Here is a 20,767-nt window from a genome sequence, read left to right on the forward strand (position 1 = left end):
ACCCCCTCCCTTGCGCGCAGCATAGGGGAGGGCCGGGGAGGGCTGGGGAGGGGTGCTTTGGCTCTTATGCTTTTGCTCCTGCCGAATCCGAATCCGAATCCGAATCCCCAAACTTCAGCCACAAAAAAAGGCCAGATCTTTCGATCTGGCCTTTTGATATCTGGCAGCCCCGGAAGGATTCGAACCTCCGAATGTCTGAGTCAGAGTCAGATGCCTTACCGCTTGGCGACGGGGCTATGGTGCGTGACGATTATCGCACACCCGGCCTGCTGGTTGGTCTGGGTGTGAAGGTTCTGAATAGAAAAAAGGCCTGATCTTTCGATCAGGCCTTTCATGTTTGGCAGCCCCGGAAGGATTCGAACCTCCGAATGTCTGAGTCAGAGTCAGATGCCTTACCGCTTGGCGACGGGGCTGTAGTGCAGGTTGAACCTGCTTCCCATGGTGGCTATAGGTGGACTCGAACCACCGACCCCAGCATTATGAGTGCTGTGCTCTAACCGGCTGAGCTACATAGCCTTGGGAGCCGGTAATTCTGGTGGTGTCGTGACGTTTTGTCAACAGGTATTTCTGTGCTTGTGGCATGACAGCAGCCATGGCAGAGTCCTCGGCAGTAGAAATTTTAGGAGTCCGCATCGTGATCGATCCGGACGGCTATCGACCGAACGTCGGCATAGTGCTGATGCGGGAAGACGGGCAGGTGTTCTGGGCACGACGCGTGCGCCGGGACGGCTGGCAGTTCCCGCAAGGCGGCATGAATACCGATGAAACGCCGGTCGAGGCCATGTATCGCGAATTGCAGGAAGAAACCGGCCTGCTGCCTGAACACGTTGAAGTCCTGGGGGCGACCCCTGGTTGGCTTCGCTACCGGCTGCCCACGCGGGCCATCCGTCATACCGAGAAGCAGGTCTGCATCGGCCAGAAGCAGGTCTGGTTCCTGCTGCGCCTGACCGGCGACGAGGCGCATGTACGGTTGGATGAAACCGATACGCCGGAGTTCGACCACTGGCGTTGGGTCGACTTCTGGTATCCGGTCGAGCACGTGGTCATCTTCAAACGCGGCGTCTACGCGCGTGCGCTGCGCCATCTGGCGCCCCTGGCGCGGGGTATCGCAGGCCAGGGCGTGCAGGCGATGCCTCCGTCCGCACAGGAAGCCTGGATGCCGGGTAGCAGTGCTGGCCATGAGCGGCCGCGCAAGCGCCCGCGGCGTCCAGGGGTTTGGCGCGGCAAGAAGATTAATAATGATTAACGCCCGAAATTGACAACCATTCGCATTTGCGATTGAATGCTGGCACGGCCGATACGTGCCGGGTTCAGGGGCGTCAAGCCGTGTACGTTTGCATCTGCAATGGAGTTACCGATCACCAGATCCGTGAAGCCGCGCTTGCCGGCTGCGACACGGTGTCTGAGCTGACCATGCGTACCGGTTGCGGCTCCAATTGCGGTTCCTGCCTGGACATGGCGGCTGGCCTGCTGGAGCAGGCGCGCGCTACCCGCGAGCTGCCCTTGCCGCTGCTGCGGGCGGCCTGAACAGGCCTTGCCGCCACCGCCTACGGCGGTGGCTAATGATCACGATTCGCGTTCCTTCATTGTCTGCCGGCAACCGGTAAAGTGCGCTCGTTCCTCTAGTCGGAGTCAGCGCCATGAAAGGCGACGCCAAGGTCATCGAATTTCTCAACAAGGTCCTCTACAACGAGTTGACCGCCATCAACCAGTACTTCCTGCACGCCAAGATGCTGAAGAACTGGGGCTTGAACGAGCTGGCCGAACACGAATACAAGGAATCGATCGACGAGATGAAGCACGCCGACGTGCTCTCCGATCGCATTCTGTTCCTCGAAGGTCTGCCCAATTTCCAGGCACTGGGCAAGCTGCGTATCGGCGAAAACCCCACCGAAATCCTCAAGTGCGATCTGGCGCTGGAGAACGAGGCCGCATTGGTGCTGCGCGATGCAGTCGCCTATGCAGAGTCGATCAGCGACTACGTCAGCCGCGAGCTGTTCGTGAAGATCCTCGATTCCGAGGAAGAGCACATCGATTGGCTGGAAACCCAGCTCGATCTGATCGAGCGCATCGGCGAGCCGAACTACCTGCTCACCAAGCTGGAAGACTGATCCCGCCGCAGCGGGATCACTCCTGCGCTTGCGCGCGCTGATCGGCCTGATAGCCGGCCAGCGCCATGCGCGCACGCGAAAACTCGGCAACGATCAGCGCCACCATCACGGTGGGCCGCTCCAGCGTGCCACTGCGCGCACCGTGCTCAAGCCGGCGCGCGGCTTCAGACAAGGCCAGCACGCCGACATTGGCGCTGGAAGATTTCAGGCTGTGCGCCAGCTCGCCCAGACGCTTCAGGTCGGGCATCACGGCTGCTTCCTGCAGGTGTCGCACCAGTTGCGGGGTCTCGTCCAGGAATACGTCGATGATGGCGTTGATCTCGTCACCGGCAATCTCGAGCAGTTCATCCAGCACGCTGCGCTCAAGTATCGAGGCGGTGATGCCATCGGTATGGGCGGTGGAGGCGGCGGCCAATGCATTGGCGGAGAGGTCGGTACTGGGCATGCTGGTAACCGGATCGGCAGTTGCGGTGGATGCGGGCTTGAAGGCCAGCAGGCAGTTCAGGAGTTGTGCGCGGGAGATGGGTTTGGACAGGTACTCATCCATGCCACTGTCCAGGCAGCGCTGGCGGTCGCCAGCCATGGCGTTGGCGGTCATCGCGATGATCGGCAGTCGGCTGCTGGCGCCGCTGCTGGCTTCGTGCTCGCGCCAACGGCCGGTGGCGGCAAAACCGTCCAGTACCGGCATCTGGCAGTCCATCAGCACTGCGTCGTAGCGTTTGGCGTGCATCTTGTCGAGGGCGATGGCGCCATTCTCAGCGGCTTCGGTGCTGGCGCCGAGGACCTTGAGCAGCTTCTGCGCAACCATCAGGTTGACCGAGTTGTCCTCGACCAGCAGTACCAGCATGCCGGCCAGGTCAGCGCCTGCGGTGGCATTGCTGCTGACCGCGGCTGGTGGTGTCACCGGCTTGCTTTGCGCGCTTGCCGGGAAGCCTGCAGGTGCAATTGCTGCCGCTGTCGAAATGGGCGCCGTCGCAACGGGCATTGTCGAGGCCGCATTGGGGTTGCTCGGCAGGAATGCAGGAGGTGGGCTGACAGCAAGTTGCAGCGGTTCGCTCAGGGCATTGCGCAACTGGGTATCGGGCAGTTGCCGCGGCAGCAGGGTGGCGCCATCGCGCAGCCCGTCGGCGATCGGGGCATCGCCGTACAGCCACAGCAGGCGTGGTCGGCTGTCATCCATGCGTTCGATGGCGCGTTGCAGGGCCGGGGCACTGTTGCGCAGGGGCTCCAGATCGCCGATCACCGCATGGAAGATGCCGGACACGGTGGGCATGCGCAGGCGTTCCAGTGCTTCCTGCAGGTTGTTGGCGACAACCGGTTGGTAGCCCCAGTTCGGCAGTATCAACTGCAGCCGCTGGCGCAGCCGCTGTTCTGGGGTGACCAGCAGCACCTGACGAACCTTGCGCAGGTGATCGGGCTGGTGCAGGTCGCCGATGACTTTCAACAGCGGGATTTCGAACCAGAACGTGGAGCCACGCAAGGGCTCGGAGTGCACGCCGATGCTGCCGTGCATCAGGTCGACGATGCGCTTGCAGATGGCCAGCCCCAGCCCGGTGCCGCCGTACAGGCGGGTGGTGGAGGCATCGGCCTGGGTAAAGGCGTTGAACAGCCGCTGTTGCTGGCTTGTATCCACGCCGATGCCGGTGTCACGTACTTCAAAGCGTAGACGATGCTGCGCAGCGGTTTCGCCCAGGCGCTTTACGTGGATGCTGATTTCGCCCAGTTCGGTGAACTTGATTGCATTGACCAGCAGGTTGCCCAGTATCTGTCGCAGGCGCACCGGGTCGCCGCGTACCGACAGGCGCACCGCTGGATCGATATGCAGCGACAGGCGCAGGCCTTTGTGCTCGGCCGCGCGTTGCATCAGCCGCAACATGCCGTCCAGGGTTTCGCGCAGGTTGAAGGTGGTGATTTCCAGCTCCAGCCGGTTCGCTTCCAGCTTGGAGTAATCGAGGATGTCGTCGACGATGCGGAACAGCTGCCGTGAACTGTCGGTGGCGGTATCGAGCATGTTGCGCTGGTCCAGGCTCAACGGGCCCTGTGCCACCAGTTCCAACATCGGCAGGATGCCGTTCAAGGGCGTGCGGATCTCATGGCTCATCGTTGCCAGGAATTCGCCCTTGGCCAGAGTGGCGGCTTCGGCGGCCTGTTTGGCTTGCAGTAGTGCTTCCTGCAATGTGCTGTGGTCCTGTGCGGCAGCACGTAGGCGGGTGTTTTCCAGCGCTCGTTCTTCGAGCTGCAGTTGCAGGGCATGCGCCTGCCGCAGTTGCCGGCTGGCGCTGATGGCGGCCAGCAGCGCTGCGACCGCTGCAACGCCAGCACTGGCAGTGGCGGCGATGGCAGGGACAGCGGGAATGAAGCTGATCGCGCATGCGACAGCGGCACAGGCCGCTGCCAACAGTGCCCAACCGCGCGCAGCGCCCGACGTGGCCGCGCTCACAGCACCGCGTTCTGGAAGTCGAAGTTGAGCTCGCTGCCAGCGCGTTGCACCACGTTGCCCTGGATGAAGTCGATACCGCCCATCCACATCGCAGCCGCCGCCTGCGGATCTTCGATCTGCTGGCCGATGATCTGCAGGTTGGCGCGATGGGCAAGGTCGATGGTGCCGCGCAGTTCATCACGCAGCTTCTGGTTGGTATGGCTTTCGGCGTAGCGAGCGGCCATGCGCACGAAGCTCAGCGGCAGCTGGCTCAGCAAGGCGTTGGCTTCGGCGCTGGGCTCGAACTGGCTCAGGCAGAACTGCACGCCGACCGGCATCAGCTGCGCGCAGAACTGCTGCAGGCTTACCGCATGCACCAATGCGTCGGAAAGGCGCACATCGATGACCAGCCCATTGCCGGCTACCTGTCGTTCCTGCAGCGCATTGAGCAGCCATTCGGCATAGGCGCTGCGCGACAGCGAGCGCAGCGACTGCGAGACGAACAAGCGCATCGGCGGCTGCGCGAACTGGTACAGGTGCAGCAGGCCCAGTGCGTGTTCGACCACCTGCTGGTCAAGGTCGGCGATGCGCCCGGCGGCCTCGGCCGCGGGAATCACCTGGCCGGCGGAAAGCAGGGTGCCGTTGCTCTGGCGCAGGCGCAGCAGCAGCTGGTACTGCGCGGTGTCGCCGCCAGCGACGGCGACAATGGGTTGGTATGCCAGCTCGATCTGGCCATCGAGCAAGGCCAGATGTTCGTTGTTGATGGCGACGTCGTTGCTTTCGTAGGCCGCAATGCCGGTGCTGCTCAGGCGCGCCTGCAGGGCGGTGCGCTCCACCGCTTCCAAGGCGGCGTCCGCATCGTTCAGGTCCTGCGACAGGTTGGCGTGGCCGACCACGCAACGCAGGAACACGGATTCGTCCTCGCGTGGTGCAAAAGGCTGTGCGGACAGGCCATCACGAACCTGCTGCGCCAACGCAGGCACTGCCGCTTCTTCGATGCCGCGGGTAAGCAGCAGGAAACTGTTGTCATTGAGGCGGGCCAGCTGGTGCGGGCGCAGGTTCTCGGCCAGGCGCTGCCCGGCCTGCACCATCAAGCGCTCGTAGCTGGCATAGCCATAGCGCTCGCGCAGACCCAGCGCGCTGGCGATCTCGATGAACATCAGCCCGGCCGGCTGCTGCTCGGTGATGGCGGCCCGCAACTGCTGCATCACGTTGTGACGGGTCGGCAGGCCGGTCTCGGGGTTGTTCATCAGCGGGCCGGCGTCGGCCTTGCCCGGCGCCTGCATGCGGTTGCGGCGGATACGGTTGGCGACGGCGGCGACCAGGTGGCGCGGCCGGATCGGTTTGACCAGCACATCGTCGGCGCCGCAGTCGAGCACTTCGAACTGGCGGTCGGGGTCGGCTTCGCCGGTCAGGAACACGATGGGCAGCAACTGCTGGTGTGGCTGCTGGCGGATCATCGCGGTCAGGCGCATGCCGTCGAGTCCGGGCATGTGCAGATCCATCAGGATCAGGTCCGGGCGGTGTTCACTGATGGCCTGTTGCACACCTTCCACGTCCATCTGCACGAAGGCCTGCATGCCGGCACCGTGCAGCACGCTTTGCGCAAACAGTGCCTGCGAGCGGTTGTCCTCGACGATCAGCACGCGGTAGGGCGTGTCATCGCCGACATCGCTGGCCATGGCTGCTGCCGCTGCGTCGGTGCCCGGTTTGAGCTGTGCCTGCACGGCTTCGGCGGGCGGCGCATTGCGCACGCTCCAGCGCTGCCAGTAATCGGCTGGTGGGGTTTCCGCGCGTAGCGTGCGGTTGGCGGTGGTAAGAGTGTCGTTGCTGGCCATCGGTGGGGATTATGTGGTCACGGGGCGGGTGGCAGCGAGTGGTCACCTGGCTTGGACATTGCTGAAGCTGGCGTATCGGTGCTGGCGAACATGCGCTTGAGCCCTCGCCATAGCATGCGCCACACCAGCCATATCGTCAGCGCGCCGATGATGCTGGCGCTGAGCACGAAGATCAGCGCCAGCCATGGGTGCGCCAGTGCCAATGCCAAGGTGCCGATCACCACGCTGTCCTCGGCAAACGAGGCCACCCAGTTGCTGGCCGGTTCCGGTGAAGTATTGAGCAGGGCACGGGTGCCGGCTTTCAGGCCGTGGCTGGTCAGCGCGATGCCGGCACCCGCGGCCAATACGCCGGTACTCAGTTCGCCATTGGGCGACAAGGTGGCAGCGGCGAGGAAGGCGCCGGCCGGAACCCGCGCCAGTGTCTGCAGCAGATCCCAGATCGAATCCACCCCGGGGATCTTGTCGGCGAAGAATTCGGCCACGGCCAGGGCGCCGGAGGTGCCCAGCACCCACCAGGATTCGGTGGCCTGCAATGCCGGTGGCAGGTCCACCCAGCCCATCAGCCCGGCCATGCCGACGCCGAACACGGTCAGGTAGACGCGTATGCCTGCCAGCCAGGCCAGCAGGATGCCGATGACGAATACGTGGGCTTCTGTCATGGGAGGTGGTTAGGCCGGATACTGTGAGCAGGATCGCAACTATCGAGCATGCCTGCGGTGATTGCCAGCCGCCAGCGCATAAGCGCATGTACATAAGTGTCGTTTACACTGGTCCGTCGTTTCAGACCGAGCACGGGTGTTGCCCTTCCGGGAGCACTGGAGCCTGCCATGACCAACCGACCTTCTTCACGTTTCCAGATCACCCCGCGTGGTGGCGCGGCCCCGCGTCCAGGCTGGGTGCCGATGGCTGTCCTGGCGGCCGCATGGCTGCTGTCGCTGCTGCTGGTTGGCTGGTTGGCGGCACGCTACGCCTCGCCCGATGCCGGTGGCATGCGCGAGAAGCTTCGCCAGAGCGAAGCCTTGGTTGGCCAGCAGCGCAGCCAGCTGGAGGAGCTACGCCAGCGCCAGGCCACGCTGGAGGCATCGGACAAGATCAGTCGTGCCGCCAACAGCGAAGTGCAGGCCTCGCTTGCCGAGCGTGACGAAGAGATTGCCGGCCTGCGCGCCGATGTCGCCTTCTATGAGCGTCTGGTCGGTTCCACCAGCCAGCGCAAAGGACTGAATACCCACTCGGTGGAGTTCACCCCGGAAGCGGCCGGCACCTGGCATTACAGCGTGGTGCTGACCCAGAATCTCAATCGCGGTGCGATAAGCCAAGGCCAGATGCGGTTCTCGGTTGAGGGTGTGAAGGATGGAAAGCTGACAACCGTCAGCTGGGATGACCTACACCAACGCAAAGGTACGCCGGGGCAGGATTATTCCTTCCGCTATTTCCAGCAACTGGACGGTAGCGTGATGCTGCCCCGAGATTTCACACCACAACGTGTGCGAGTCTCCCTGTCCGGATCCGGGGGGGGCTCCAACCAGACATTCGATTGGAAACTCGCTGGCAACGGCAGAGGGGAATAAACATGTTCAAAAGCAAGTCCAAGCACGACACCGATCTGGCCGTGGATGCCCTGATCGGCTCCCAGGTGGAAATCCGCGGCGACGTGGTATTCAGCGGCAGCCTGTATGTGGAGGGCAGCATCATCGGCAAGGTAATTGCCGAAGAAGGCGCCAAGGCGATGCTGACCCTGGCCGAACATGGCCGCATTGAAGGCGAAGTCCGCGCTGCCGTGGTGGTGCTCAGCGGCAGCATGGAAGGTGATGTGCATGCCAGTGAGCGCATCGAATTGACGCCCAGCGCCCGTGTCACCGGCAACGTGCATTACACGGTGGTGGAAATGAGCGCCGGTGCCCAGCTCAACGGCCGCCTTCTGCACACCGCGGCGATGGCCGCACTGCCGGCGCCGGAAGCCAAAGCCGCCGAGAAGTCCAAGAAAGCTGAAGCCACTGCGGCTTGAAACAGGGGCTTGCCGCCCCCATCCTGAGCGCCATGAGCACCTTAGTTTCCCTGCCCGGCGCGCAGCCGGCGCCTGATTACCAGTCCTTGGACCGCCCGCTGAATTTCACTCCGGCGGCTGCTTCCAAGGTGCGTGAGCTGATCCAGGATGAGGGCAACGCTGCGCTCGCCCTGCGTGTCTATATCCAGGGTGGCGGCTGTTCCGGCTTCCAGTACGGTTTCGAGTTCGATGAAAACCGTGCCGAAGACGATCTGGCGGTGGTCACCGAGGGCGTGACCCTGCTGGTCGATCCGCTGAGCCTGCAGTACCTGATGGGTGCCGAGGTGGATTACAGCGAAAGCCTGACCGGTGCCCAGTTCGTGATCCGCAACCCCAACGCCCGCACCACCTGCGGCTGCGGCAGCAGCTTCTCGGTCTAAGCCGTTCCGGCCGTACTTCGGCTGGTTGCGCTTGTGCTGCTTTGTCGTCAGGCTCTGGCGGATGCTGAATTCTGAATCCCGCTTTGCCGGGCACGCCTTTGTCGGCGCGCCCTTGGACCGTGCCGATGCGCTGCGTGCTGATGCCGATGCATTGGCCGCTTTATGGCCGACGGCGCAGGTGTTGGTGCTGGACGTCGATGGCACCGCGTTTGCCGATGATGACCGGCAGCCGGCCTTGTTCAGTGGTGCCGATCTGGGCGGTGGCCCGGGTACGGCGATCTTCCTTGGATTGCGCGAAGGGCGCGCCTGGTTTGTCGCCGAGGCGGCAACGCTGACGGTCAAGGCACCGCAGCGCATGGACCTGCGCCAGGCCGCGGTGACCTGGCCGGCCGAGGTCGCCGACGTGTTCTGTTATGCGCGCGGGATGTCGTACTGGCATTCGCGCAATCGGTTCTGTGGTGTCTGCGGCTCGCCTGTGCGGTTTGGTCGCTTCGGTTTCATTGGCCATTGCGACCAGTGCCGTACCGAGCACTATCCACGCGTGGACCCGGCGGTGATCGTCGCGGTCGAAAACAATGGCCGCCTGTTGCTGGGCCGGCAGAGCAGTTGGGTCGCGCGCCGCTATTCGGTGCTGGCCGGGTTTGTCGAGCCCGGTGAGACCTTTGAGCAGACCGTGGCCCGCGAAGTATTCGAGGAAGCGCGGGTGCGGGTGATCCAGGCGCAGTACCAGGGCACCCAGCCGTGGCCGTTCCCGGGCGCCTTGATGGTGGGTTTCCGGGCCAGCGCGCACGATGACGTGCCCACGGTGGATGGTGAGCTGGAAGACGCGCGCTGGTTCAGCGTCGAGGAGGTCGGCGCGGCGTTGCAGCGTGAGAACAACGACGACGGACTGGGCATCCTGCTGCCGCCGCGGCTGTCGATTGCGCGCACCCTGATCGAGCAGTGGTACCAGAGTCAGCGCCGTGAGGACTGATCGCCGCACGGGTTGCCAGCCGTTGCAACGTTGGCAGGGCCTACAATCACAGGCCGGAGGGATCGCATGTTCACAACCTTGGTAGCGGTAATCGCCGCACTGGTGCTCGGCCATCTGGCCCCCACGCTGATGGCGACGTTGCGGGATTGGCGCTGGTTCGGGCGTTGCCTGGGCTGGTTGCGTGCGCAGTTGGGCGAATCGGCCGCGCATTACGGTGTGTTGCTGCTGATCGCGCCCTGCGTGTTGTTGATCGGCTTGCTGCAATGGGCCCTGGCCGAGCGTCTGTTCGGTCTGCCGGCGCTGGTGTTTGGCATTGCGGTTCTCGCGCTGTGCTGGGGCCCGCGCGACCTGGATCGCGATGTCGAGGCAGTGATCGATGCCGAAGACGAGCCGGCGGCCGCGCTGGCGGCATCCCGGCTGCAGGCCGCAGGCGGCAGCATGCGCGAGGACGCGCCGGGTCTGGTCGAGGCGACTGCGATCAATGCCTTGCGGCGCTGGTTTGCACCGCTGTTCTGGTTCCTGTTGCTGGGGCCGTTGGGTTCGGTGTTGTACCGGTTGCTGGCACAGTCCTCGCAAGGCCTGCAATCGCAGTTGCTGTCCACGGAGGAGCGGCGCGCCGGCGATTTGCTGCTGGCGGTGCTGGAGTGGCCGGTGGCGCAGCTGATGACGCTGTCGATGGCCTTGGTAGGCAATTTCGACACGGTGTTTTCGGCCTGGCGTCGCGCTGCTGGCAATCGCTGGGCGCTGCAGCTTGGTTTTCTGGCCGAGGCCGCACGCGCCAGCGTTGGCGCCGAGCTGGTCGAGGAGGCCGAAGAAGCACGGTTGGCAGGGCAGGTGCCGGCAGACGAACGCTACCCGGAACTGCGCGATGCGATGAGCCTGGTCTGGCGCATGTTGCTGCTGTGGATGACCTTGCTCGCGCTGCTGGTGATTGCTGGCTGGGTGGGTTGAGCCACGCGCCAGTTTGGATGCGGTCGTAACCCGGGTAAGCGCAGCGTACCCGCGCGGCAAGAATCTGTTGATGTTTCAGACGGTTCGCCAAACGTCCCGGGGTGCGCTGCGCTTGCCCGCGCTACGTGCTTACGTGGCTTCCAAGCCAGGCTTTCAGCCGGGCGCCAGCAGGTTGAACGGATACCAGGGCAGGTTGCGCAGCAGCCAGTACGAGACGATCACCACAAGCCATGGGATTGGCCGTGCGAACAGTCGCACCAGCCATTGCAGCCGTGCCGGCCATAGTCCGGCGCCATGCAATGCCATCACCAGCACCGGCACGATGGACACGATCAATAGCGGATTCATCGCCATTGCCTGCGGCAGGTCCAGGTGGACCAGAGCGTGCAGGCAGCGGGTGCTGCCGCAGCCCGGGCACCACAGGCCGGTCAGCGCATAGAACGGGCAAGGCGGGAGTGGGTTACCGGCGACGTTGGGGTCGATCCGGCTCAATATCGCTGCGGCGCCCACGCTGATGCCGGCAATCGCGGCCAAGGGCATGTAGCGCAGCAGGTGTTGCGGGAACTGCATGTCAGGACAACAACAGGCCGGCCGGTTCCGGCCGGCCTGTCGGTTTCATCAGTAGCCGGAAGTGCCAGTCATCGCGCCGCCCAGACCGAGCACCATGACCAGCACGATGTACAGGAGTAACACGACGATGCCTGCGACCGCAGCGTAGATGGCCCACTTCTTGGCCTTGTCGGCGGCATCACGGGCGCCTGCGATATCACCAGCAGCCAGCAGGCCATTGACCTTGGCAGCCTGGACGATGGAGACGATGCCCAGTGGAATGCAGCAGAACAGGGTGGACAGGATTGCCCAGACGAGGTTGTTGGATACGGCAGGACTGCTTGTATTCACGTAAAACTCCTTTTTTGAAAAATCAGCGTGACTTGCAGGCATTCGCCGCAGTCAGCGGCGAGATGATCATTGTGGCGATCCAGCATAGGGGCCACGTGATGAAACCGATGAAGACAAAGCACAGCAGGAAGTTGACGAAGGCCACCGCCCAGTAGCCGAACATGATGATCAGCCCGGTGGCGACGTTACCCGCGTACAGGTGACCAATGCCGAAAACCTGGAAAAACCCCGGTAGCACTTCCAGCAATGCTGCTATCCCGCCGGATTTCTGCGGGTGATAGTAGTGGTGCACCTGCTGCGGCGCCGTTGGCGGCGCAGGTGGCACGGCTGGCAGTGATGGCGTGGCGTTGTCCATTGTCCCCTAGCTCCTTGGCTGTGCTGCGGTCCCCGGCAGGCACATAGGGGGCTAGCCTAGCCACTTGTCCTATTTCTGGAAAGTGGGTTTCCCTACTTAGGCCTCATCACCACGTAGCTTGCGGACCAGAATTTCGAGCTGCGGGGCATCGGTATGGGCGCCATCCACCGGCGGTCCGGCCACAACCTCGATGTGTGCGCGGAAGCGACGCGGCACCCGCATCTGGCCCAGCCGGGAATCGCGGCGGCTCCACATGCTGGACCACATGCCCTTCAGTGCCATCGGCACCACCGGAACCGGGCGTCGGGCCAGGATCTTCTCCACCCCGGACTTGAAGGCGGCAATCTCGCCGTCCTTGGTCAAGGCACCCTCGGGGAAGATGCAGACCAGCTCACCCTCGGCCAGCGCCGCATCCACCTCGTCGAAGGCACGCTGCATCAGCGCGGCATCTTCCTTGGGGCTGGCGATCGGGATGGCTTTGGCGGTCTTGAAGATCCAGCGCATCACCGGCACGTTGAATATCCGGTAGTACATGACGAAGCGCGCCGGGCGCGGGATCACCGCTGACAGGATCAGCGCATCCATGTAGCTGACGTGGTTGCAGACGATCAGCGCGGCACCTTCGTCCGGCACATTGTCCTCAACGCCCTTGACCCGCAGCCGGTACAAGGTGCGCACCATCACCCAGCTGAGGAAGCGCATCAGGAACTCGGGCACGATGCTGAAGATGTAGATCGCGACCACGATGTTGGCGATGGCAAGCGCCAGGAACAGCTGCGGGATGCTCCACTTGAGCACACTTTGGGTGATCAGGCCCAGCACCGCTGCCAGCACGATGAAGCCGGAATTCTGGATGTTGAGCGCAGCGAACACGCGTGACATTTCCGACTTCGGCGTGCGGCTCTGGATCAGTGCGAACAGCGGCACCACGAAGAAACCGGTGAACAGGCCGATGCCGAGCAGGTCGATGATGATCCGCCAGCTGCCCGGCTGTTGGACGAAGCCCGCAACATCCAGGCCTGCCGCCGTCACTGCGCCGGTACGCGCGAAATACAGATCCAGCAGGAACGCGCTCATGCCGAAGGCGCCCAAGGGCACCAGACCGATTTCGACGATGCGCCCGGACAGCTTTTCGCACAGCAGCGAGCCGACGCCGGTGCCCAGCGAGAACAGCGCCAGCGCGAAGATGTACAGCACCTCGTCGCCCCCCAGGTTCACCACCGCGTAGGTCGGCAGCTGCGAGGTGAGCACGGTGCCGAAGAACCAGAACCAGGATACGCCGAGGATGGCGTTGCGTACTGCCTTCTGTTTCTTGGCCAGGCGCAGCACCACCAGCGATTCGCTGATCGGGTTCCAGTTGATTTTCAGTTCCGGTGCGCCCGCGTCCACGCGCGGGATCATGCGTGCGGTGAAGTTGCCGATCATCGCCAGCGCAATGATGGCCACGGCAGCGACGATAGGTCCGTGGGCGCCGGCCAGTGCGAAGATCATGCCGCCGGCAATCATGCCGGTGAGGATGGAGATGGAGGTGCCCATTTCCACCAAACCGTTGCCGCCAGTCAGCTCCTCAGGCTTTAGGATGGATGGCAGTACCGAATATTTGACCGGGCCGAACAGGGTGGATTGCAGGCCCGTGCAGAACAACGCCACCAGCAGCACCGGCATGTTCTGGGTAAGAAAGCCGACCGCCGCCAGCGACATCACCACGATTTCCATGGTGGTGGTGATGACGATGAGCTTCTGCTTTTCCAGCTTCTCGGCAATCTGCCCGGCAAGTGCCGAGAACAGGAAGTAGGGCAGGATGAACAGTGCCGGTGCCAGGTTGGTGTACAGCGTGCGTTCTTCGCTGCTGACGCCCAGATAGAACAGCAGGCCGATGATCGCCTGGCGATAGATGTTGTCGTTGAACGCACCCAGCGCCTGGACGATGAAGAACGGGAGGAAGCGGCGCTGCTTGAGCAGGGCGAACTGATTGTGGCCGGACATCGTGACTCCTCGGTGCTGCGCGGCACATTAGCAGAACGGCATGGAGGTGTTGGTCAAGCCGGGCGTTGCATCACTGATGTATTTCAGGTGTTGCTGGTGGGTAGCAGGCCCAGCAGTGCACGGGCCGCCGGGGTTGGATCGGCCCGCCACACCACGCAGGTGCGGAAACGGAACTGCTCTGCCAGCGGGCGCACGACGGTGCGCTGCATGCGTGCGGCCATGCTGTCCGGCACCACCGCCACCGCCAGGCCGGCGGCGACCAGTTGCTGCTGCAGTTCGCTATGGGTGACCTCGTATTGCATCTGGGTCTGGATGCCACGTTCGCGCAGGGCGTCATCCAGCATGCGCCGCACCCCGGCACCGGGCACCAGGGCAGCCAAAGGCAGGCCTTGCAGTGCCTGCAGCGGGATTGCCGCGAGACCGGCCAATGGATGGTCGATGGGCATCACCAGCGACAGGCCTTCCTCATGCAACAGGCGGTGCTGTGGCGGCAGGGTGATCTGTGGCCCAACCCCGACCAGCGCCACGTCCAGGCTGCCCTGTTCCAGTTCGGCCAGCAGCACATCGCTCATGCCGGCCTTCAGGTGTACCTCGACGGCCGGGTGCGCGGCCCGGAACGCCGCCAGCAGCGCGGGCACATCGACCACATTGAGCGAGGTGATCTGGCCGATATTGATGCGGCCACGCACCGTGCCCAAGGTCAACGCCATTTCCTCCTGCAGGCGGGCGGCCGCCTGCAGGGTCAGCCGGGCGTTGTGCAGGAACACCTCGCCGGCAGCGGTGGGCCGTACCTGGCGATGGCTGCGCTCGAACAGGCGGGTGCCGAAGGCATCTTCCAGCCGCGCGATCTGGTGGCTCAGCGCCGACTGCACGGTGTGGCAGCGGGCCGCAGCAGCAGTGAAACCGCCTTCTTCGGCCACGGCAACGGCAAATTCGAGCTGGCGCAGGGTGAACATGCCATCACTGAAACAGATGGATGGGATGAAAACAATACATTGGCGTCATCAATGGCAGCGGCCCAGACTTGCCGCAGTTCCCGCCGTGGCCTCCCCCATGAATAGCCCCGTCTCCCACTCGCCCCATCGCCCCTTGAGCCAGGCCCAGGTGCTGCTGTTGGCTGCCGCCACCGGCCTGATCGTGGCTGGCAATTATTACGCGCAGCCTTTGCTGCAGATTCTGGCCGAGGCATTCCGGATCGGCGCTGACGAGGCGGGCTGGGTGGTGACGGTGGCACAGCTGGCCTATGCCGCCGGCCTGCTGCTGATCGTGCCGCTGGGCGATCGCGTGGAGCGCCGCCGCCTGATCGTCGCGCTGTTCGTACTGGCAGCGGTAGGTCTGGCGATCAGCGCCACCGCCACCCACTTTGTACAACTGCTGGCGGGCACGGCGCTGTCCGGCCTCAGTGCGGTGGCGGCGCAGGTGATCGTGGCGCATGCGGCAGGGCTGGCCGAGCCCGAGCATCGCGGGCGGGTGGTCGGCACCATCATGGCCGGCCTGCTGCTCGGCATCCTGTTGGCGCGCACCGCTTCCGGCGTGCTGGCCGGACTCGGTTCGTGGCACAGCATCTATTGGGTGGCCTGCGTTGCCTTGCTGGTACTGGCGGTGGTGCTGGCGCGTTTGCTGCCAGCGCATCAACCCAGTGCCAGCCTGTCCTATCCGCGCCTGATCGGTTCGGTACTTGCTTTGCTGCGTGATGAGCCTTTGCTGCGCCAGCGCTCCGTGCTGGGTGGGCTGCTGTTTGCCGGCTTCAGCGTGTTCTGGACGCCGCTGGCCTTCCTGTTGTCAGGCCCGGCTTACGGTTACTCGATTGCCACCATCGGCTTGTTTGGTTTGATCGGTGCGGCCGGTGCATTGGCCGCCAGCAGTGTCGGCAAGCTCAGTGACCGTGGGCACGGTCGCGCGGTCGCGGTAGGTGGCCTGCTGATGATGCTGCTGTCGTGGTTCCTGCTGGCCTTCGCACCGGTGTCGCTGTCGGCGCTGATCGTGGGTGTGCTGTTACTGGATATCGCTGTGCAGGCGGTACATATCAACAACCAGAGCGTGATCTACCAGCTGGATGAGAGCGCCCGCAGCCGCATCACCTCGGCCTATATGACCTGCTATTTCATCGGCGGTGCCAGCGGTTCGGTGCTGAGCACGATGGCCTGGACGCGCTACGGCTGGAATGGCGTCTGCGCACTGGGTGGCGTGTTCGCGGTGATCGGCTTGCTGGTGTATTTCATGCCAGCTCGCAAGCAAGCCGCAAGGAATGTGGGAGCGGCGTAAGCCGCGAAGCAGACAATCGTTCCGCTGCCGGTGTGTTAGCGATCTCAGCAGTAAGGATTGTTCTTCCTTCGAGAAAGCCAAAGGCAGAATCAACGGCACCCCTCCCCAACCCTCCCCTGCGCTCCGCGCAAGGGAGGGGGTAACAGCAACTATGCCGGCAGCATCGCTTCTTCCGCCGCTGCCCTCAGCTTCGGCAACAGCCTGAGCATCAAAGCCAGCTGGGTGCGCACCAGCCGCGACTTCTCATCGATCTCGTCAGGCATCTGCTCCAGCGCATCGGCCAGTGCGACCTCATCTTCCTGCGGTTCCGCCGGCTGGCGCTTGCCCAAGGCTGCAGCCAATGCTGCCAGCGACTGCTGCAGCTGCCGATGCCCGTCAGCAACCAGTGCATCCTCATTGACCGCATCCGCCTGGGCGCGATGCGCACCCAGCGCCGACAGATAGCCAAGCAAGGTGTTGGACAGGGCGAGAAAGCGGAAGCCCGCATCCAGATTGCCTCGCGCATAGCCAGGCTCGCGCAGCATGTTGGCCAAGGCCACCGACAGCGCGACGTCGGCGTTGTGCATGTCGCGGCGGGCGATGCGGTAGGGCAGGTCGTCGCGCATGCCACTGCGGTACTGGCCCAGCACTTCATCCAGGTAGGCGGTGCTGGTGGCGATCACCTGCGCCATTACCTTGTGCAGGCGTCGGCCCTCCCAGTCGGGCAGGATCAGCAGCGAGGCGATGGCGGCGATGACGCAGCCGATCAAGGTGTCGAGGAAGCGCGGCCAGATCAGCACGAAGCCGTTGCCGATCAGGTTGAAGCACAGCAGCGCCATCACCGTGATTGCCGCCGTGGCCAGCAGGTAGCGGTCGGTGCGGGTGATGAAGAACAGCAGTGCCGCTGCCAGCGCCAGCAGCAGTTGCAGGCCGGTGCCGGGGAACAGCTGCATCAGCGCCCAGGTCACGCCCAGGCCGAGCAGGGTGCCGGCGATGCGCTGCACCAGCCGCAGGCGGGTGGCGCCGAAGTTCGGACGGCAGACGAAGACGATGGTCAGCAGGATCCAGTAGCCGTTCTCCGGGTGCACCACCTTCAGCAACGCGTAACCGGCGATTAGCGCCAGTGCGATGCGCACGCCATGGCGGAACAACAGCGAGCCGGGCGTCAGTGCCTGGCGCAGGCGCGTGCCCATCTCACGCAAGGTGTGCGGCGAGGAATCGCGCAGGCGGGTATCGATGCCTTCCAGTGGTGTATCCGCCAATGCTGCCTCGGACAGCTGCCGCTCGATGCTGGTCAGGTTGGCGGCCAGCAGCTGCAGCGAGCCAAGCAGGCGCGTCCACTGCGGATTGCGTTGCTCGCGCAGGTATTGCAATGAGGACTGCAGGTCCTGGCCAGCGACGCGGGTGCGTTCGCCATAGTCGAACGGCTGACGCAGGCGGATGGCCTCACCCAGCGTCTGGCAGGCCTTGCCCTGCAGCGACAGCAGGCGCCGGCAGCGGAACAGCACGTCACTGTGGAAGAAGGCGTCGGCCAAGGCTTCGTACGGGTAGTGCGAGGAGCTGGCGCGTTCGTGGAAGTCCTGCGCCATGTAATACAGGCGGAAGTACAGGCCTGACTGCACGCCGGGCCGGCCGGAGCGGCCGAAGCGGCTGAGGATGGCGGTCTTGGCGATGTTCAGCGCCTGCACCACGCGCACATTCTGCTCGGCCAGGGCCAACCGCCGTGCTTCCAGATTGCCGTGCCGCACCGGTTCGAACAGGTCGGCCTTGAGCTGCAGGTAGTGGCCAAGTTCGAAGAACAGCCGTGCCAGCCGTTCGCGCACCGGGCGGTTGGCGAACATCGCCGTCCACAGGATCGACAGCAGGCCGTACCAGGCGGCGCCAACCAGCAGCGGGATCACCTCGCGCAGCGCCTGCTGCTGGCTGACGTTGTGGTGCTGGTCCATCGCGATCATCGCGTAGATCGCCAGTGTCACCGTGGCCTGGCCGATGGAGGCATAGCGCTCGCCCAGTGCACCGAGCAGAGTCAGGCCGAAGGCGGTCAACGCCAACGCGCTGATGAAGGGGACGGGGTAGGGGAACAGCGCGATGACCGCCGCCGCGGCAGCGACGAAACACAGCAGCGACAACAGCACGGATTTTGTGCGGCCCCACCAGTTGTCGTCGGTCTCGGCGATGGCGCTGGCGATGATGCCCAGGAACAGGCCGGGGATGGCTTCAAGGTGGCCGTCGTACCAGCCATAGGCGATGGCGGCAGTGAGCGCGATGAACACGCGCAGCCCGTAGCTGGCTTTTTCGTGGGCCCAGAGTTGGCCGAGGTGACGGTCGAGGCGGCGCATGCCGGAAGCGTGGACTCGCGGGGATCAGGCTGTCAGCTTGCGTTGCCGTGGCGATGCAGGCAAGCGCGATCCGTCTGCAAGTGTGCGGCGATCAGCCTGCGGCATTGGCCGCACGCATGAAATCGAGGAACACGCGCAGCTTGGGTGCCAGCTGTTCGCGCGATGGGTAATAGAGATGGAAGCCGGGATAGGGCGGTTGCCAGTCATCGAGCAGTCCATGCACGCGACCAGCGTCGATGTCGGCTCGGGCGACGGCTTCGAATATCTGCAGCAGGCCAAGCCCGTCGCGCGCTGCCTGCAAGGCCAGGGTGCTGTCGTTGAGCAGCAGGGGCCCGCTGACATCGAGGGTGAAGTCGCGGTGATCACGGCTGAACTCCCAGGGCATCACCCGGCCATTGCTGTTGCGGTGACGGATGCAGGCATGGCCGATCAACGCTTCAGGCGTTTGCGGCGTGCCGTGGCGCTGCAGGTATTCCGGCGCGGCGACCACCGTCCAACGCATTGGCGGCCCCAGCGGCACCGCGATCATGCCATCGGCCAGCGCCTCGCCCAGACGAATGCCGGCATCGAAACCTTCACCGACCACATCGACCAGTGCCGCCTGCATGGACAGTTCCACTTCCACCTGCGGGTAGGCGGCGTGGAAGGCGGGCAGGTGTGGCAAGAGCAGATATTCGATGGCGAAACGCGGCGCGGTGATGCGCAGCTGGCCGGTGGCGACATCGCGGTTGGCCTCCACCGCATGCAGGGCCTCGCCGATCCGGGCCAGCGCCGGCGCGGTATCGAGCAACAGGCGCTGTCCGGCCTCGGTCAGGCCAACCCGGCGCGTGGTCCGCTGCAGCAGACGGGTGCCGAGCCGGCGTTCCAGGTTGCGGATGGTCTGCGACAAGGCCGAGGGCGAAACCGCCAGTTCGATCGCTGCCTGGCGGAAGCTGGCATGTCTGGCCACGCAGGCGAAGGCTGCCAGGGCCGGCAACAGGGCTGGATCTACTGTGAAGTCAGGCTTCATGGTCAATGTGGAGTATCCGCCTTTATCGGCATAGTGGCGAGGGCCTACAGTTGCTTCCGTCCTTTCCCCCGTTGGAGTCGCCGATGAAAACCCGAATTCTGGGCCGCAATGGTCCCGTCGTTTCCGCACTTGGCCTGGGCTGCATGGGCATGAGTGCGTTCTATGGCGGCCGTGGTGATGATGCCGCCTCGGTTGCGGTGATCCACCGCGCGCTGGAGCGTGGCGTGACGCTGCTGGATACCGCCGACATGTACGGCCCGCATACCAACGAAGTGCTGGTTGGCAAGGCGATTGCCGACCGTCGCGCGCAGGTGTTCCTGGCCACCAAGTTCGGGGTGCGGCTGGATGCCAAGGATCCGCAGGCGCGCGGTGTCGATGGTCGTCCGGAATACGTGCAGGCTGCCTGCGAGGCCAGCCTGCAGCGGCTGGGTGTGGATCATATTGATCTGTACTACCAGCACCGTGTTGATCCGCAGGTGCCGATCGAGGACACCGTGGGTGCGATGGCGCGGCTGGTCGAGCAGGGCAAGGTGCGCTACCTGGGCTTGTCCGAGGCAGCGCCGGAGACGATCCGCCGCGCGCATGCGGTGCATCCGATCACCGCGCTGCAGACCGAGTATTCGCTGTGGTCACGCGAGCCGGAGCAGAACGATGTGCTGGCGACGGTGCGTGAGCTTGGTATTGGTTTCGTGCCGTACTCGCCGTTGGGCCGTGGCTTCCTGACTGGTGCGATCCGCAGCCCGGCCGATTTCGAGGACGGTGACTACCGGCGCAACTCGCCGCGCTTCCAGGGCGAGAACTTCGATCGGAACCTGGCGCTGGTGGAGCAGGTCAATGCGATTGCCGCCGACAAGGGCGTGACGCCGGGGCAGTTGGCCTTGGCCTGGGTATTGGCGCAGGGCGATGATCTGGTGCCGATTCCGGGGACCAAGCGTCTGCCGTATCTGGAGGAGAATCTGGGTGCGCTGGATGTGCTGCTCAGTGCCGAGGATCTGGCGCGGATCGACGCGGTGTTCCCGGTGGATGTGGCCGCGGGTCTGCGTTACCCGGCGGCGAGCATTGGCAGTGTGCATCGGTAGAGCCGAGCTCTGCTTCATATGTAGAGCCGAGCCCAGCTCGGCGGGGGGGTTGCCGATAAGGCCCCAGCCCCGCCTGGCTCGGGACGAGCCGTTGCGCCCCCCCCCATTGACGGAGGGGCGGGGCGGGGTGAGGGGCCGG

The 20,767-nt window shown here is 64.3% G+C and carries 20 protein-coding genes and 3 tRNA genes; 10 read left to right on the plus strand and 13 right to left on the minus strand.

All coding sequences use genetic code 11. From position 1 onward, the window contains the following. Positions 1-161: 161 nt before the first annotated feature. From ACVOMF_RS16460 to ACVOMF_RS16470, 3 genes are all read right to left on the minus strand, one after another. A tRNA-Gln gene (locus ACVOMF_RS16460) sits at positions 162-236 on the minus strand. Positions 237-338: 102 nt separating this feature from the next. After that, positions 339-413 (minus strand) — tRNA-Gln (locus ACVOMF_RS16465). Between the two features lie 26 nt (positions 414-439). After that, positions 440-516 (minus strand) — tRNA-Met (locus ACVOMF_RS16470). Positions 517-634: 118 nt separating this feature from the next. On the opposite strand from ACVOMF_RS16470, the gene ACVOMF_RS16475 reads away from it, so the two are divergent. From ACVOMF_RS16475 to bfr, 3 genes are all read left to right on the plus strand, one after another. Further along, entirely contained in the window at positions 635-1,246 is a 612-nt protein-coding gene (locus tag ACVOMF_RS16475) for an RNA pyrophosphohydrolase (RefSeq protein WP_481510231.1), read from the plus strand. A gap of 80 nt (positions 1,247-1,326) precedes the next feature. Then, positions 1,327-1,527, plus strand: coding sequence for a (2Fe-2S)-binding protein (locus ACVOMF_RS16480; protein WP_296249808.1), 201 nt, complete (start codon positions 1,327-1,329; stop codon positions 1,525-1,527). Positions 1,528-1,640: 113 nt separating this feature from the next. Next, positions 1,641-2,111 carry a bacterioferritin gene (gene bfr, locus ACVOMF_RS16485; RefSeq protein WP_481510232.1) on the plus strand — a complete coding sequence of 157 codons (471 nt, stop codon included), beginning with the start codon at positions 1,641-1,643 and terminating at the stop codon, positions 2,109-2,111. A 16-nt stretch (positions 2,112-2,127) separates the two neighbouring features. Here the strand turns inward: bfr and ACVOMF_RS16490 are convergent, their stop codons facing one another. The 3 genes from ACVOMF_RS16490 to ACVOMF_RS16500 are packed head-to-tail and all read right to left on the minus strand — an operon-like array spanning position 2,128 to position 7,027. Then, positions 2,128-4,551 (minus strand): ATP-binding protein, encoded by a 2,424-nt coding sequence (locus tag ACVOMF_RS16490; RefSeq protein ID WP_481510233.1) that lies wholly within the window; start codon positions 4,549-4,551, stop codon positions 2,128-2,130. After that, entirely contained in the window at positions 4,548-6,368 is a 1,821-nt protein-coding gene (locus ACVOMF_RS16495; protein WP_481510234.1) for an EAL domain-containing protein, read from the minus strand. The genes ACVOMF_RS16490 and ACVOMF_RS16495 overlap by 4 nt, the downstream gene beginning before the upstream one ends. 17 nt (positions 6,369-6,385) lie before the next feature. Further along, the gene (locus ACVOMF_RS16500) at positions 6,386-7,027 is read right to left on the minus strand and encodes a DUF4126 domain-containing protein (RefSeq protein ID WP_481510235.1); all 642 of its coding nucleotides are present in this window, start codon (positions 7,025-7,027) and stop codon (positions 6,386-6,388) included. A 168-nt stretch (positions 7,028-7,195) separates the two neighbouring features. Here ACVOMF_RS16500 and ACVOMF_RS16505 point away from each other — a divergent pair, with 168 nt between their 5' ends. The 5 genes from ACVOMF_RS16505 (at position 7,196) to ampE (ending at position 10,716) form a co-directional block, all read left to right on the plus strand. After that, complete coding sequence (locus ACVOMF_RS16505; RefSeq protein WP_481510236.1) at positions 7,196-7,936, plus strand: DUF6776 family protein; 741 nt, start codon at positions 7,196-7,198, stop codon at positions 7,934-7,936. A gap of 2 nt (positions 7,937-7,938) precedes the next feature. Continuing rightward, positions 7,939-8,373: a bactofilin family protein gene (locus ACVOMF_RS16510; protein WP_481510237.1), complete on the plus strand. Its 435-nt coding sequence runs from the start codon at positions 7,939-7,941 to the stop codon at positions 8,371-8,373. 32 nt (positions 8,374-8,405) lie between these two features. Next, positions 8,406-8,792: an iron-sulfur cluster insertion protein ErpA gene (erpA, locus tag ACVOMF_RS16515; RefSeq protein WP_481510238.1), complete on the plus strand. Its 387-nt coding sequence runs from the start codon at positions 8,406-8,408 to the stop codon at positions 8,790-8,792. Positions 8,793-8,853: 61 nt separating this feature from the next. Then, on the plus strand, positions 8,854-9,765 hold the full coding sequence (nudC, locus tag ACVOMF_RS16520) for an NAD(+) diphosphatase (RefSeq protein ID WP_481510239.1): 912 nt from the start codon (positions 8,854-8,856) through the stop codon (positions 9,763-9,765). Positions 9,766-9,831: 66 nt separating this feature from the next. Continuing rightward, entirely contained in the window at positions 9,832-10,716 is an 885-nt protein-coding gene (ampE, locus tag ACVOMF_RS16525) for a regulatory signaling modulator protein AmpE (protein WP_481510240.1), read from the plus strand. 153 nt (positions 10,717-10,869) lie between these two features. Here ampE and ACVOMF_RS16530 read toward each other — a convergent pair whose 3' ends face one another. The 5 genes from ACVOMF_RS16530 to ACVOMF_RS16550 form a co-directional block, all read right to left on the minus strand. Next, a complete protein-coding gene (locus ACVOMF_RS16530; RefSeq protein ID WP_481510241.1) occupies positions 10,870-11,286 on the minus strand; it encodes a DUF2752 domain-containing protein in 417 nt (138 codons plus the stop codon). 48 nt (positions 11,287-11,334) lie between these two features. Further along, positions 11,335-11,616 carry a CD225/dispanin family protein gene (locus tag ACVOMF_RS16535; RefSeq protein WP_481510242.1) on the minus strand — a complete coding sequence of 94 codons (282 nt, stop codon included), beginning with the start codon at positions 11,614-11,616 and terminating at the stop codon, positions 11,335-11,337. A gap of 22 nt (positions 11,617-11,638) precedes the next feature. After that, complete coding sequence (locus ACVOMF_RS16540; RefSeq protein ID WP_481510243.1) at positions 11,639-11,971, minus strand: hypothetical protein; 333 nt, start codon at positions 11,969-11,971, stop codon at positions 11,639-11,641. Positions 11,972-12,067: 96 nt separating this feature from the next. Further along, on the minus strand, positions 12,068-13,957 hold the full coding sequence (locus ACVOMF_RS16545; protein ID WP_481510244.1) for an MFS transporter: 1,890 nt from the start codon (positions 13,955-13,957) through the stop codon (positions 12,068-12,070). Between the two features lie 83 nt (positions 13,958-14,040). Continuing rightward, positions 14,041-14,913 carry a LysR family transcriptional regulator gene (locus ACVOMF_RS16550; protein WP_481510245.1) on the minus strand — a complete coding sequence of 291 codons (873 nt, stop codon included), beginning with the start codon at positions 14,911-14,913 and terminating at the stop codon, positions 14,041-14,043. 97 nt (positions 14,914-15,010) lie between these two features. Here ACVOMF_RS16550 and ACVOMF_RS16555 point away from each other — a divergent pair, with 97 nt between their 5' ends. Beyond that, positions 15,011-16,222, plus strand: a complete 1,212-nt coding sequence (locus ACVOMF_RS16555) for an MFS transporter (RefSeq protein ID WP_481510246.1) — start codon at positions 15,011-15,013, stop codon at positions 16,220-16,222. Between the two features lie 149 nt (positions 16,223-16,371). On the opposite strand, the gene yccS is transcribed toward ACVOMF_RS16555, so the two are convergent. Further along, positions 16,372-18,540 (minus strand): YccS family putative transporter, encoded by a 2,169-nt coding sequence (gene yccS, locus ACVOMF_RS16560; protein WP_481510247.1) that lies wholly within the window; start codon positions 18,538-18,540, stop codon positions 16,372-16,374. Between the two features lie 91 nt (positions 18,541-18,631). Further along, complete coding sequence (locus ACVOMF_RS16565) at positions 18,632-19,549, minus strand: LysR family transcriptional regulator (protein WP_481510248.1); 918 nt, start codon at positions 19,547-19,549, stop codon at positions 18,632-18,634. Between the two features lie 83 nt (positions 19,550-19,632). Between ACVOMF_RS16565 and ACVOMF_RS16570 the strand changes: the two genes are divergently transcribed. Continuing rightward, positions 19,633-20,628, plus strand: coding sequence for an aldo/keto reductase (locus ACVOMF_RS16570; RefSeq protein ID WP_481510249.1), 996 nt, complete (start codon positions 19,633-19,635; stop codon positions 20,626-20,628). Positions 20,629-20,767: the final 139 nt, after the last annotated feature.

The organism is Stenotrophomonas sp. STEN022 (genome assembly GCF_056760155.1).